Origin of the sequence: Neorhizobium sp. NCHU2750, assembly GCF_003597675.1 — a bacterium.
Classification (GTDB): Bacteria; Pseudomonadota; Alphaproteobacteria; order Rhizobiales; family Rhizobiaceae; genus Neorhizobium.
In genome coordinates, this window is sequence record NZ_CP030827.1 from 938,000 (window position 1) to 952,036 (window position 14,037).

Genomic DNA, 14,037 nt, shown 5'->3' on the forward strand with positions numbered 1-14,037 from the left:
CTAGCTTTAGACAGCCGGTCTTACTGCATCTGCGAAAGTAAATCCGATTCTCGCGAAAACTCTAATGCAGTGCAGCAAGTGTAAGATATTTTTTATAAAAATGTCTCTAATGTTTAATCAAGGACAACGTGATCGGTCCCGATCCTCGCGCGCATGATGTGCACCGTCTGAAGACGGTTCCTGCCTTTTCCCCACCATGCGCCTCGTTTTCAGTTTTGCTGAGAAAGTCCCTCCATGCTCCAGAATTTAAAGATCAAGACCAAGTTTCTGATGGTCATCGCCATCCTCGGCGCCATCTCGCTTGCCGGCCTGCTCTACGTCACCAGCAAGTTCAGCGCCGCCAATGACGCCTATTCCGACTTCCTCCAGAACGAAAGCAATGCCGCGACCTTCGGTCCCCGCGGTGCAGCCGGCATGTGGACTGCGACGACATGGCTCAGCCGTGCCCTGGCGCAGGACCCGAAGTCGGACACGTTCAAGGATCTCGCCGGACGCTTCAACAAGGAACTCGCCGGCGCGCGTGACCGCCTGACCCAGATCCCGGCGATCGTTCCCAGCCGCAAGGCCGCGGTCGATGAACTGGTGGCCGATGGCGACAAGCTGAAGGCGATCGGCGACCAGCTGCTTGCCGCCCATTCTGCCGGCGACGAAGCCAAGGTGACCACGCTTTCGCTCGATCTCGACAAGGCGATCCTCGACCTTTCACCGAAGTTCGGCGCCAACAATGGCGCGATGGCGGAAGTCATCAAGAATGGCGCAGACCGCCTTTCCTCGGAAGTCTCGTCCACCATCCAGACTGCCATCATCGGCATGCTGATCGGCATCGTCATTGCCGTCGTGCTGGCGCTGATCATTGCCCAGAAGGGCGTCACCCTGCCGATGGCACGCCTGCGCGAGCGCATGGCCTCGCTTGCCGCCGGTGACACCGCTGCCGAAGTCGATGGCCTCGGCCGCAAGGACGAAGTCGGCCAGATGGCTGAAGCCGTCGCCGTCTTCCGCGACAACGCTCTGGAACGCATCCGCATCGAGCAGGAGGCAAACGATCACCGCAGCCTGTCGGAAAAGGAACGCATCGAGCGCGAGGCCGCCAAGACCCGCGAAGCCGCCGACGTCAAATATGCGGTCGACAATCTTGCCCAGGCACTCGCCCAGCTGTCCGAAGGCAACGTCTCCTACCGCATCGACCAGCCGTTCACGGCAAGCCTTGACGGCGTTCGCGGCGATTTCAATGCCTCCGCCACCAAGCTCCAGGCCGCCCTCGAACAGGTTGCCGAAAACGCCCGCAGCATCGAGGCGGGTTCCGCCGAGATCAAGTCGGCCGCCGACGATCTTGCCAAGCGCACCGAACAGCAGGCCGCTTCCGTCGAAGAAACGGCTGCCGCGCTGGAAGAGATCACCACCACGGTCAAGGACGCCGCACGGCGCGCCACCGAGGCCGGCAATCTCGTTGCCCGCACCCGCCAGGGTGCTGAAAAGTCCGGTGAAGTGGTGCAGAAGGCCGTTCGCGCCATGGAAGAGATCGAGAAGTCTTCGGGCGAGATCGGCAACATCATCGGTGTCATCGACGATATCGCCTTCCAGACCAATCTTCTGGCGCTCAATGCCGGCGTCGAGGCAGCCCGCGCCGGTGAAGCCGGCAAGGGCTTTGCTGTCGTCGCCCAGGAAGTCCGCGAACTCGCCCAGCGTTCCGCCAATGCCGCCAAGGAGATCAAGGTGCTGATCACCGCCTCCAACGAGCAGGTGCAGAACGGCGTCCATCTCGTCGGCGAAACCGGCAAGGCGCTGGAAGCCATCGTCGGCGAGGTTCAGGAAATCAACCGCAACGTCAACGCCATCGTCGAAAGCGCCCAGGAACAGTCGTCGGGTCTCCAGCAGATCAACACGGCCGTCAACACAATGGACCAGGACACGCAGAAGAACGCTGCCATGGTCGAGGAACAGACGGCGGCAAGCCATGGTCTGGCCCGTGACGTCGCCTCGCTCAACATGCTTCTGTCGCAGTTCAAGCTGTCGCTTCAGCATGCGCCGCGCCAGAGCGTCCTTGCAGCACGTGCCACGGAAGTGCCGGCCGCATCGCCGGCCCGTGCCTTGGGCCGCAAGCTCGCCGGCGCCTTTTCCGGCAATGCTGCAGTCGCCGTCAGGAACGACAGCTGGGAAGAGTTTTGAGCTAAACCTTTCCTGACCAATTAGGGTCAGGCCCGATTACGAGAAGTGATGGCCGCGGACATTCTGTCCGCGGCCATTTTTGTTGCTTGAGATGCGGCATTTTATCATGACTGTAGGGTTTCTGCCCTGCAACGTAAGATTTTATTATAAGGCCCGGCATTAGATTGGCGCCGGGACATTCGAGAAACCCCACTCAAACGCGCGCATGATGTGCGCCGCCTGCCATCGAACGCTTCCGCGTGACGCTGACGGACGGCTCCTGCCTTGTTCGACCCTTTCGTCTTGGGGTCGGCACTGCAGCGCCACGCGTCGAGGCTGGCCCCTCTACGACGTTGCAGCTTTCCAGAAACTGCGCATCGCAGTCGCAAACCGAGAACGGCTTGTGGAGGTGTTGCGCTGTCTTCATCGCGTTTTGGAGGTAAATCCGATGCTTAAGAATCTTAAAATCAAGACCAAATTCCTGATGGCGATCACCATCCTGAGCCTGATTTCACTGACAGGCCTGGCTTTCGTCATTGAGCGTTTCAACAACGCAAACACCGTTTACAACAGCTTCCTTCAGAACGAGAGCACTGCCGCGACCCTTGGTCCGCGCGGCACAGCGGGCATGTGGACGGCGGTCAACTGGCTGAACCGTGCAATCAGCGTCGACCCCAAGTCCGATAAGTTCAAGGATTTCTCCCAGCGCTTCGGCACCGAGATCGCCACTGCCCGAGGCCGCCTTGAGCAGATCCCGAAACTCGTTCCCGACCGCGCAGCCGCCATCACCGAGCTGCTCGGCAGCATCGACGGGCTGAAGGGCGTCGGCGAAGAGCTGATCAAGGCACATGCCGAAGGCGACAAGGATTCGTTCGACTTCATGATCAACCGGCTTGAGCAGCTGACCGTGGAGTTCTCGGCCAAGAGCGGCGCCAACAATGCTGCCATGACCGATCTGATCAACAACGGTTCGCAGAGAATGTCGAACCAGGTCGCCTCGAATATCTTCTGGGCCATCTGCATCATGCTGACCGGAAATGTCATCGCGATCGTCGTTGCAATGGTGATTGCCCAGAAGGGCGTCACCGCGCCGATGGTGCGCCTGCGCGAACGCATGGCCTCGCTTGCCGCCGGGGATGCCGCTGCCGAAATTGCCGGGCTTGAGCGCAAGGACGAGATCGGCCAGATGGCGCAGGCCGTCGCCGTCTTCCGCGACAATGCACTGGAACGCCAGCGCCTCGAGCAGGACGCCGTCGACAGCCGCAGCCTGTCGGAAAAGGAGCGCATCGAGCGCGAGGCAGTCAAGGCGCGCGAAGCCGCCGACGTCAAATATGCCGTCGACAATCTTGCTGAGGCACTCAGCCAGCTCGCGGAAGGCAATGTCGCTCACCGCATAGAACAGCCGTTCACCGAAGCTCTCGATGGCGTCCGCGGCGATTTCAATGCCTCTGCCGAAAAACTGCAGGAAGCACTCGAACAGGTCGCCGAAAACGCCCGCAGCATCGAGGCGGGTTCCGCCGAGATCAAGTCGGCCGCCGACGATCTTGCCAAGCGCACCGAACAGCAGGCGGCTTCCGTCGAGGAAACCGCTGCAGCGCTGGAAGAGATCACCACAACGGTCAAGGATGCCGCACGGCGTGCCAGCGAGGCCGGCAGCCTCGTTGCCCGCACCCGCCAGGGCGCCGAAAAGTCCGGCGAGGTCGTGCAGAGCGCCGTCAAGGCGATGGAAGCGATCGAAAAGTCGTCGGGCGAGATCGGCAATATCATCGGCGTCATCGACGATATCGCCTTCCAGACCAACCTCCTGGCGCTGAATGCCGGCGTCGAGGCAGCACGGGCAGGGGAGGCCGGCAAGGGCTTTGCCGTCGTCGCACAGGAAGTGCGCGAGCTCGCCCAGCGTTCGGCCAATGCCGCCAAGGAGATCAAGACACTGATCACCGCCTCCAACCATCAGGTCCAGAATGGTGTCCATCTCGTCGGCGAAACCGGCAAGGCGCTGGAAGAGATCGTTGCCGAGGTGCAGGAGATCAATCGTCACGTTGCGGCGATCGTCGAAAGCGCCCAGGAACAGTCATCCGGCCTTCAGCAGATCAATACCGCCGTCAACCAGATGGACCAGGACACGCAGAAGAACGCTGCCATGGTCGAGGAACAGACGGCGGCAAGCCATGGCCTGTCGCGTGATGTCTCGTCGCTGAACGGATTGCTGCAGCAGTTCAATCTGTCGCTGCGGCAGGCGCCCCGCCAGGGCGGCCGTGCTGCCCATCTGGCTCAGGCTGCCCACGCTGAACAGGCTCCGGCCGCATCGCCGGCCCGTGCTCTCGGTCGCAAGCTTGCCGGCGCCTTTTCCGGCAATGCCGCGGTCGCCGTCAGGAACGACAGCTGGGAAGAGTTCTGATCTCCATCAGCCCGGAAGTCGGAACCGATTCTCGGGCCGGTGCTCCAGAGTGAAAAGGCTGGCGCGCCCTTTGCGCGTCGACCGGACGCGGGACGCGCGAACGCCGATCCGGCAATGACAACCGGCACTTTCCACAGAGGGGGGTGCGACGATATGACCAACCGCGGAGGCTTGCCTGCTTCCGCGGTTCTTTTTTGAGCATTATGCTGAGAGAGAGGTGCCATAATACCATTTTTGATGCAGTTTGACGATAATCAATGCGCAAGCCATGCGTCTGGTGCAAATCTGTCTCGCTGCCCTGGGGTTGGTAAAGCAGCCGGCAACATCGTATTTTAGCTGCAGCAGAATGAACCCGAGAAAAGAGAACCGTCATGTTTGACACCGTACGCAAGTTTGCCCGCGCTCTGCGCGTCCCCACCGCCCAGGATCGCGAAATGGCCTATCTTAATGATGCCCGCGATCGTATCGACCTCGAATATCGCATGCGTCAGGTCGACCGCGGCATGTTCCGCAAGGGTGGCTACTGATATCTGTTCGGCAGGCCTGTTTGCATGAGGCCTGTCCCCCGTGGCGCTTCCAGGGTGGGGCGCCTTTGGCGATGGCCGAGGCCATCGCTGCGGTTTGCCTGCGATGACATCTCGCAGGGCAGGGAGGCGCAAGCCTTATCCCAAAATTTGCCATGATCCTCGGCTTCGGATAACCAATGGTTCGATAGTCATGCCAAGATGGGGCCGGTCCTGTCCGGATCGACTGGACAGGTTGATAAAATGCCGTTTCGCCGTCGCATACCTCTCACATTGCGCCAGAGGCTTTCCGGGGTATTCATCCCCAGGCGCGGGTTTCGCCGTTCGCTCGGCTATCACCGCCTGAAGGTCATGCGCATCGGCGGGTCGCCGCATGCGGTGGCAGCCGGTATCGCGGTCGGCGTTTTGAGCGCCTGGACCCCTTTCCTCGGCCTGCATGTCCTGTTTGCCATTCCGGTTGCCTGGCTGCTCGGCGGCAGCATGATCGCCGCTGCGATCGGCACCACATTCGCCAATCCCGTCACCTGTCCGATCATCTGGCCGCTCACCTGGGAAATCGGCCAGTTCATCATGGGCGGCGAGCCGACCTCTCGCCATATCGATCTCGGCGCGCTGTTTGCCCATCTCGACATGTCGCAGCTCTGGGGGCCGGTGCTTGAGCCGATGCTGATCGGCTCCCTGCCGCCGGGCATCGTCTGCGCGCTTATTTTCTACGCTGCCACCTATTTTGCCGTGCGTGGTTTTCGCAATCGCCGCCTTCACCGCTTGACGGAGAGGGCGAGGCGCATCAAGTCAGGCCACACGGGCTTGACCGCGTAAACGACAGGATATCGGCATGATCATTGGCATGGGGAGCGACCTCATCGACATCAGGCGCGTGGAGAAATCCATCGAGCGCTTCGGCGAACGGTTCACTCATCGCTGTTTCACCGATATCGAACGGGCGAAATCCGACCGCCGCAAGAACCGCGCCGCCTCCTATGCCAAGCGGTTTGCCGCTAAGGAGGCCTGTTCCAAGGCGCTTGGCACCGGCCTTGCAGAGGGCGTATTCTGGAAGGACATGGGCGTCGTCAATCTTCCCGGCGGCAAGCCGACCATGGCGCTGACCGGCGGTGCCGCCGACAGGCTCAACGAACTTCTTCCCTCCGGCCATGAGCCGGTCATCCACATCACCATCACCGACGAATATCCCTATGCACAGGCCTTCGTCGTCATCGAGGCCCGGCCGGCGGCGGGGATGTGACGATCTGATTTGCCGCTTCCTGTCGAAAGCTCTTCGCAACCACCTTGTATGAAGGATTCGTAATCTCGTGGCCATTGCCGCGGCTTTGCGAAGAGTTTAGACAGTTCAGCCACTCGCCGAGATAGAAAGATTGAAAGACGTGTCCGAAAAAGCCGATACGAAGCAGCCGAACGCCCTTTGGGAAAACATCAAGGTCATCATCCAGGCCCTGTTGCTGGCCATGGTGATCCGCACGGTCCTGTTCCAGCCCTTCACCATTCCGTCCGGTTCGATGATGCCGACGCTTCTGGTCGGCGACTATATCTTCGTCAACAAGTTCGCTTACGGCTTCTCCAAATATTCGCTGCCCTTCTCGCCGAATCTGTTTTCCGGCCGCGTGCTGGAATTCAGCGAGCCGAAGCGTGGCGATGTCATCGTCTTCCGCCTGCCGCAGAACCCGGATATCGACTACATCAAGCGTCTGATCGGCCTGCCGGGCGACAAGATCCAGATGCGTGACGGCGTTCTCTACGTCAATGGCAAGCCGGTTCCCAAGCAGGCCGATGGCAAATTCACCTCCGACTACCAGATGGATCCGGGCACCAACGTGCCGATCTTCCGTGAGACGCTCGACAACGGCAAGACCTACGACACGCTGGACGAGATGCAGAATTCGCGTGGCGACAACACGCCGGAATTCGACGTTCCGCCGGGCCACTACTTCTTCATGGGCGATAATCGCGACAACTCGCTCGACAGCCGTTTCGACGTCGGCTTCGTTCCCGCCGAAAACCTCGTCGGCCGCGCCAGCGTGATCTTCTTCTCGCTCGGCAACGACACTTCCTTCCGCGAAATCTGGAAGTGGCCGTCCAACATGCGTTGGGATCGTCTGTTCAAGGGCGTCAATTGATGAAACCGCGATCTTTGTCGACGGACGAGGTTGGGCAGCTGGAGACGGCGCTGGGCTACAAGTTCGTCGACAAGCAGTGGCTTGACCGGGCGCTGACCCATGCCAGCACCGGTAGCGCCAAGAATGCCAATTACGAACGTCTGGAATTCCTCGGCGACCGCGTGCTCGGCCTCTGCGTCGCCGAACTCCTGTTCACCACCTTCCGTTCGGCGGAAGAGGGTGAGCTGTCTGTTCGCCTGAACCAGCTCGTCAGTGCAGACAGCTGCGCCATGGTGGCCGATCAGCTGGAATTGCACCGCTTCATCCGCACCGGCGCCGACGTCAAGAAGCTCACCGGCAAGCGCATGTTGAATGTGCGCGCCGACGTGGTGGAAAGTCTCATCGCAGCGCTCTATCTCGATGGTGGGCTCGAAGTGGCGCGCGCCTTCATTCTGCGCTATTGGACGGATCGCGCCACCAAGGCGGATGCGGCCCGCCGCGATGCCAAGACCGAGCTTCAGGAATGGGCGCATGCGAAATTCGGCGTGACGCCGGTCTACAGGGTGGACGACCGCTCCGGACCGGATCATGATCCGCGCTTCACGGTGACGGTGGAAATCAAGGGCGTGGCGCCGGAAACCGGTACCGATCGCTCCAAACGGGCCGCCGAGCAGGTGGCCGCAACACGCATCCTCGAACGCGAGGGTATCTGGCAGAGCGCTTCTGCCGCAGATTGATTGGACAAGATGATCGAAGACGACAACATCGCCGGCAATGAAAACGAGCAGGGCGCCGATGCAGCGCGTTCCGGCGAGGTAAATGCCGGCCCGACCCATTCCGGTTTCGTCGCGCTGATCGGCGCCACCAATGCCGGCAAGTCGACCCTGGTCAATCAGCTGGTCGGCGCCAAGGTCTCGATCGTCAGCCACAAGGTGCAGACGACCCGCGCCATCGTGCGCGGCATCGCCATCCACGACAACGCCCAGATCGTCTTCATGGATACGCCCGGCATCTTCAAGCCACGCCGCCGGCTCGACCGCGCCATGGTCACCTCCGCCTGGGGCGGTGCCAAGGATGCAGATCTCATCATGCTGCTGATCGACAGCGAGCGCGGCATTCGTGGCGACGCAGAAGCCATCCTCGAAGGCCTGAAGGACGTCCATCAGCCGAAGATCCTGGTCTTGAACAAGATCGACCGCGTCAGCCGCGAGGATCTGTTGAAGCTTGCCGCCGCCGCCAACGAATATGTCTCCTTCGAACGCACCTTCATGATTTCGGCCACGACCGGTTCCGGCTGCGGCGATCTGATGGACTATCTGGCGAAAACCCTGCCCGAAGGCCCGTGGTATTACCCCGAGGACCAGATCTCCGACCTGCCGATGCGCCAGCTCGCCGCCGAGATCACCCGCGAAAAGCTCTTCCTGCGCCTGCACCAGGAACTTCCATACTCCTCTCACGTCGAAACCGAGAAGTGGGAAGAGCGCAAGGATGGCTCCGTTCGTATTGAACAGGTCATCTATGTCGAGCGGGAAAGCCAGAAGAAGATCGCGCTCGGCAAGGGTGGCGAGGCGATCAAGTCGATCTCGACGGCCTCCCGCAAGGAGCTTTCGGAGATCCTCGAACAGCCGGTTCATCTCTTCCTGTTCGTCAAGGTGCGCGAGAACTGGGGCGATGATCCCGAGCGTTTCCGCGAAATGGGCCTCGATTTCCCCAGGGGCTGACGGCAAAATTTCGCAACTGGAGCGATTGCTCGCGCCCTGGGTGTTTTGTGCGATATTGTTTGCCAATGGTTGTGCAACTTTGTGCAGTGCGCTTGACATGGCGCAACTCTGGAACTTTGATCAGAGTCGCGAATGAAACGATTCATTCCATTCGCGACACAAAGAGACAGGAAACGCCAAGGGACTATGAGCGGCATGGGCACCGGCAAATACATGGCAAAAGACAACGGCGTGGATCTGAAGGACGCCGTCGGGTTTTTCAGCTGGGATCTGAGTGAAAACAAGGTCTTCGCTGACCATGTCTTCGCCTATATCTACGGCATCCCGCAGCATGACCTGGAGATCGGTGCGCCGATCGAGCAGGTCATCAGGCATGTCGCCGAGGACGACATGCCGAGGGTGGCCAAGGGGCTGCACGAGACGATCATCTCCGGCAAGCCCTGCCACCAGACCTACCGGATCACGCATCCGGCGGGACGTAACATCATTGTGACGGGACAGGGACGCTGCCTGCGCAATGGCGAGGGCGTGCCGTCCATCTACACCGGAACGGTGACGGCGGAAGAGGTCGGGCTCGGCAAACGCGAAGCCGATCCGCTGGCTTCCCATTGCATGGAGGCTCTCAAACTCGCCAAGCGTCGCCGTCACGCGCTCGCCGAACGATATCTGACATCGGCATTGGGGGCTCTGGGGCGCCGCGCCGACAATTGAGCGATAATGCCGCTGCCGGCGAGGGGCTTGCCGCTTCGCCGGCTTTCGTGGCTTTGAGCTATTTCTTTGCCCGATCCATCAGCGCCTTGACCTCCTGGTAGCGGCGGCGGTTCTCGGGTTCCTGCTCGCCCGGTCCGTAGCAGGTCTGGGAAATGCAGAAGCGGGTGAGCCCGAAAGGCGGTGTCGCCTTGTCGAACTCGCAATCGATCTCGTTGGTGAAGTCGGTCGGCTTGGCATCCTCGCGGGTCGAATAGGTCAGCCTTGCACCCGGCGGATCGAGCTCGGGGAAGGATTGCACGATGCCGGTCTTGAGCGTCGGCACCAGAAGGAAGCTTTTCGCCACCGCGATACAGGCCTGCTCGAGCTGCGGCGATTGCGCGGCAGCAACCTGTGGCTGGATAAACCCGGCAAAAGCTGCGGAGACGGCAGCTGCGGCGAAAACGGCGTGTCTCATGGGAACTCCCTGACGATGTGATCGGTCGGCGGGAAAATTCCGCCAAGGGCAATTTGTTCCACAACTTGTTCCAATGAAGATGACACCTGATCGCAGTTTTGCGGAGTGTTGCCAAAGCGCAAAACAGATTCAGTTCGAGCCACTTATGGAGTAGAACTGAATCACTCTTTGAAGGTCTTCAAGCATCGATGCAGTGGCAGGACGAGGCAATCATCATCGGCGTCAAGCGGCATGGCGAAACCAGCGTCATCGCCGAATTGATGACGCGCGAGCGCGGCCGCCATATGGGGCTGGTGCGTTCGGGCCGCTCGCGGTCCATGCAGCCGGTCCTGCAGCCGGGAAACCGGGTGGAAGCCGTCTGGCGGGCAAGGCTGGATGAACATCTCGGCGAATTGAAGCTCGAACCCCTGCAGTTGAGAGCCGCGAGACTGATGGAAACCGCCACCGCCGTCTATGGCGTGCAGGCCATGGGCGCGCTCCTGCGCCTGCTTCCGGAGCGCGATCCGCACCCGCATCTCTTCGATGCGCTGGACATCATCCTCGATGCCATGGGCGATCCGGCCGATGCCGGCGAACTCTTCGTCCGCTTCGAACTCGCCGTCCTCAACGATCTCGGCTACGGGCTCGACCTTACCGAATGTGCCGCAACCGGCATGCGTGAAAACCTCACTTATGTGTCGCCGAAAAGCGGTCGCGCCGTCAGCCGCGAGGCGGGCGCTCCCTATGCCGATCGCATGCTGGCGCTGCCGGCATTCCTGGGCGAAGGGACAGCGGGCGGCGCCGCGCCTGCGGCTGATCGTGAAAGCATGGCGGCCGCCTTCAGGCTCACCCAGTTCTTCCTCCATCGCCATGTCTACGAACCGCGTGGCATTACCGCCAACGACGCCCGTGAAGGTTTCGTTCAGGCGGCTCTGAAGGCTCTGACACCACGAGCGGATCGTCAGGCCGGTTGAAGCCTATCCGGCGGCACGCCCCGTGCAGATTGTACGCTAGCGTACTATTCGATCAGAAGTTCCCCGATCCGCCTTAGTTGTTGGCTTTTGTTAAGTTCTTGTTAAGCGTGAGTGCTGAAATTCGGACTCGCGGTAAGCGCGATTCGGCTCATGACGATGCCACTTTCAATTTTTTTATTGGTTGGTCATGACGAGCATATTGACGAATATTTCCGCCATGTCGGCGCTACAGACATTGCGCTCGGTCTCGTCCGGACTGGACAAGGTCCAGAATGAGGCGTCGTCCGGCCTCAAGGTGGCAAAAGCCGCCGACAACGTGGCCTACTGGTCTATCTCCACCACCATGCGATCCGACAGGAAGGCGATCTCGGCGGCAAATGACGCGCTCGGTGTCGGCGCGGCCAAGGTCGATGCCGCCTATGCCGGCACCGAGGCGATCGTCGACATCCTCTCCGATGTAAAGGCAACCCTCGTCACCGCCAAGGAAAGCAGCGTCGACCGGCAGCAGATCCAGAACCAGATTTCCGCCTTGAGCGACCAAGCGGAAAATATCGCCCAGTCGGCGAGCTTTGCCGGCGTCAACTATCTCGATACCGAGGGCGGCGAAAATATCAACGCCATGAACACCTGGGACGATGATGTCGTCGACGGCTTTACCCGCGACAGCGATGGCACGGTCAATGTTAGCACGACCAAGGTCGACCTGCGCAAGACCAGCATGCTGAATTTCGGCGGCGGCGGTATCCTGCAGAAGGATGACCTCGATTACTACATGCCGCTCGGTACGGTGAATTCCAGCAATTACTATCATGAAGGCTATGAGGACCACACTTTCTCAGGTCCGCAGACCTTCGGCGACAACGACTATATCGACTTCAGCATGCTGGTCGACGACAGCCAGGACGATGCCGGCATTTCGTTTCCCATCCACATCGACAAGTCCGTCGTGGATGCCGCGCTCGGCAGCGCGGCCAACGGCGTGATCGCCACGGCCGTGCAGGCCCGCGCGGTCCTGCAGCAGGCCTTCGTGAATGCCGGTGCCGATCAGTATGCCGACGCTTACGGCACTGCCTCCGCCGCCGCCAACGACACCAGCCATTACGAAATCCGCACGCTCGAAACATCGGGAAAACGCGCGTCGAGCATCTATATCGGCACGGTTTCGGGAACGCTCGACGCACCGACGCTCGGTCTCAACACGACGCCGACCGTCAATTACGACAATCTCATCCCCTATGCGACGCAGAACTTCGTCGCTCCGTTCAAGGTGATGGTCGATGCGACGATCTCCTTCGATGTCGCGGTCGATAACCACGATCCGAAGACCTATGTCATCGATCGCGATGCCGTCGACAACGCGCTCGGCAGGGGCGATGGCATGATCAACGACGCCGACGATCTGAAGACGGTCATTGATTCTGTCGCCAGCACCGACGCGGGCATGTGGGTCTCCAGCAGCGGCAATTCGCTGACCTTCCGGGCCGACCAGGACCAGTTTCCCGGCTACGGCAACCAGGCCGTACCCTTCTACATCAGCCAGTTCCGTACCAACCAGGATTTCATCCAGCGCTTCGATCTCTCCGAAATCGATGTCACCAAGGACGATTTCAGCATCGACGACTATATCGATGGCGTCGACAACATGCTCAAGCAGTCGATCGATACAGGCGCCATGCTCGGTTCGGTACAGCAGCGCATCGACCTCGCCTCGAATTTCGCGCACACTATGATGAACCAGATCGACACCGGCGTCAGCCGGCTGACGGATGCTGACATGGAAGAGACCTCGGCCCGCCTAAATGCGCTGCAGACGCAGAAGCAACTGGCCGTCCAGAGCCTGCAGATCGCCAATTCCGGTCCGCAGAACATTCTCAGCCTGTTCCAGTCATAAGGCGTGATTGGCGAGGTGCCATTTCGACGGCCCGTTACAACGCCCCCGGCGGTTCGACTGGCGGCCTCTGCTTGCCGAGCTGTGCCTCGCGCAGGATGGTGAACAGGCCGGCACCGATGACGACCACGCAGCCGGCAATCATGTTCCAGGTCATCACCTCGCCGAAGATGAATGTGCCGATGATGCAGACCAGCACCGTCTGCCAGTAGAAGATCGGCTGGACCACGACGGCATCCAGCAGGTCGAAGGCGCGGATCAGGAGATAGTGCCCGCTCATGCCCGTAACGCAGAGCGCCGCCATCCAGAACCAGTAGTTCGGCGCGATCGAGGTCCAGTAGAACGGCCCGACCAGCGTCACCGCCGCAGCACCTGCAATCCCGGTATAGAAGAAGCTCGTCTGCGACGTGTCGGTGCGGCTCACCATGCGGGTGAACACCGAATAGAAGGCGAACATGATGGTGCAGGTGATCGGTATCAGCATATTGGCACCGAACGAGGCATGCGTCGGATCGATGATCAGCAGGATGCCAAGAAAGCCCACGCCGATCGCAAGCCAGCGGCGCCAGCCGACCGTCTCGCCGAGCAGCGGCACCGACAGGCAGGCGACGACAAGCGGCGTTGCTGCAAAGATCGTATGGGTCTGCGCCAGCCCCACATGCGAGAAGGAATAGATCGACACGACGATCTGCGCCACCAGAAGCGCGCCGCGGACGATCTGCAGCAAAAGCCGGGTGCTTTTTGCCGTCTGCCTGATCCCGCCCGTGTTGCGCGAGGCGAGCGCCAGCACGAAGGCGGCAAAGAACCAGTAGCGGATCATCGCGACGAACACGGCGGGATAGGCCTGGCCGAGATGTTTCGAAATGCCATCCTGGATAGCGAAAATCGAAACGGCGGTAAGCGCGAAGATGAGGCCCTGGCTGCGTGGTGTCATGAACTGCTCTTGAAGCGTTTTCCGGCCAAGAAAGCGCATTGAGAACTCAAGGCCCGATTCTTGATTGATGTGAATACAACCGTTGTGGCTGCCACTCTTGCGTGTCCACAATTGACCATTGCGCATGGCAGCCATGCGTCAAGGGCGGCCAGGCCGCCTTCGGTACGCCTGTCGCTCAAATGTTGGGTCTTGCGCCTG

General features: G+C 60.6%; 13 protein-coding genes. 11 read left to right on the forward strand and 2 right to left on the reverse strand.

Going from position 1 to position 14,037, the window contains the following annotated elements; translation table 11 throughout:
* The first annotated feature begins 234 nt into the window (after nucleotides 1-234).
* The 9 genes from NCHU2750_RS04635 (at nucleotide 235) to NCHU2750_RS04675 (ending at nucleotide 9,610) form a co-directional block, all read left to right on the forward strand.
* Entirely contained in the window at nucleotides 235-2,166 is a 1,932-nt protein-coding gene (locus tag NCHU2750_RS04635; protein ID WP_119939393.1) for a methyl-accepting chemotaxis protein, read from the forward strand.
* Nucleotides 2,167-2,593: 427 nt separating this feature from the next.
* A complete protein-coding gene (locus NCHU2750_RS04640) occupies nucleotides 2,594-4,543 on the forward strand; it encodes a methyl-accepting chemotaxis protein (protein ID WP_119939394.1) in 1,950 nt (649 codons plus the stop codon).
* A 371-nt stretch (nucleotides 4,544-4,914) separates the two neighbouring features.
* The gene (locus NCHU2750_RS04645; RefSeq protein WP_119939395.1) at nucleotides 4,915-5,070 is read left to right on the forward strand and encodes a DUF3563 family protein; all 156 of its coding nucleotides are present in this window, start codon (nucleotides 4,915-4,917) and stop codon (nucleotides 5,068-5,070) included.
* 240 nt (nucleotides 5,071-5,310) lie between these two features.
* Entirely contained in the window at nucleotides 5,311-5,886 is a 576-nt protein-coding gene (locus NCHU2750_RS04650) for a DUF2062 domain-containing protein (RefSeq protein WP_119939396.1), read from the forward strand.
* Nucleotides 5,887-5,902: 16 nt separating this feature from the next.
* Entirely contained in the window at nucleotides 5,903-6,310 is a 408-nt protein-coding gene (gene acpS, locus NCHU2750_RS04655; RefSeq protein WP_119939397.1) for a holo-ACP synthase, read from the forward strand.
* Between the two features lie 139 nt (nucleotides 6,311-6,449).
* Nucleotides 6,450-7,199, forward strand: a complete 750-nt coding sequence (lepB, locus tag NCHU2750_RS04660; protein ID WP_119942937.1) for a signal peptidase I — start codon at nucleotides 6,450-6,452, stop codon at nucleotides 7,197-7,199.
* Nucleotides 7,199-7,915, forward strand: coding sequence for a ribonuclease III (gene rnc, locus NCHU2750_RS04665; protein WP_162939490.1), 717 nt, complete (start codon nucleotides 7,199-7,201; stop codon nucleotides 7,913-7,915). The genes lepB and rnc overlap by 1 nt, the downstream gene beginning before the upstream one ends.
* A 9-nt stretch (nucleotides 7,916-7,924) precedes the next feature.
* Nucleotides 7,925-8,899 carry a GTPase Era gene (gene era / locus NCHU2750_RS04670; protein WP_245480384.1) on the forward strand — a complete coding sequence of 325 codons (975 nt, stop codon included), beginning with the start codon at nucleotides 7,925-7,927 and terminating at the stop codon, nucleotides 8,897-8,899.
* A 186-nt stretch (nucleotides 8,900-9,085) separates the two neighbouring features.
* Complete coding sequence (locus NCHU2750_RS04675) at nucleotides 9,086-9,610, forward strand: PAS domain-containing protein (RefSeq protein WP_162939491.1); 525 nt, start codon at nucleotides 9,086-9,088, stop codon at nucleotides 9,608-9,610.
* A 58-nt stretch (nucleotides 9,611-9,668) separates the two neighbouring features.
* Here the strand turns inward: NCHU2750_RS04675 and NCHU2750_RS04680 are convergent, their stop codons facing one another.
* The gene (locus NCHU2750_RS04680) at nucleotides 9,669-10,064 is read right to left on the reverse strand and encodes a hypothetical protein (protein ID WP_119939400.1); all 396 of its coding nucleotides are present in this window, start codon (nucleotides 10,062-10,064) and stop codon (nucleotides 9,669-9,671) included.
* Nucleotides 10,065-10,252: 188 nt separating this feature from the next.
* Between NCHU2750_RS04680 and recO the strand changes: the two genes are divergently transcribed.
* Both recO and NCHU2750_RS04690 read left to right on the forward strand, forming a co-directional pair.
* The gene (gene recO / locus NCHU2750_RS04685; protein ID WP_119939401.1) at nucleotides 10,253-11,017 is read left to right on the forward strand and encodes a DNA repair protein RecO; all 765 of its coding nucleotides are present in this window, start codon (nucleotides 10,253-10,255) and stop codon (nucleotides 11,015-11,017) included.
* A gap of 199 nt (nucleotides 11,018-11,216) precedes the next feature.
* On the forward strand, nucleotides 11,217-12,908 hold the full coding sequence (locus tag NCHU2750_RS04690) for a flagellin N-terminal helical domain-containing protein (RefSeq protein ID WP_162939492.1): 1,692 nt from the start codon (nucleotides 11,217-11,219) through the stop codon (nucleotides 12,906-12,908).
* 34 nt (nucleotides 12,909-12,942) lie between these two features.
* On the opposite strand, the gene NCHU2750_RS04695 is transcribed toward NCHU2750_RS04690, so the two are convergent.
* A complete protein-coding gene (locus tag NCHU2750_RS04695) occupies nucleotides 12,943-13,839 on the reverse strand; it encodes a DMT family transporter (RefSeq protein WP_119942941.1) in 897 nt (298 codons plus the stop codon).
* Nucleotides 13,840-14,037 lie beyond the last annotated feature (198 nt).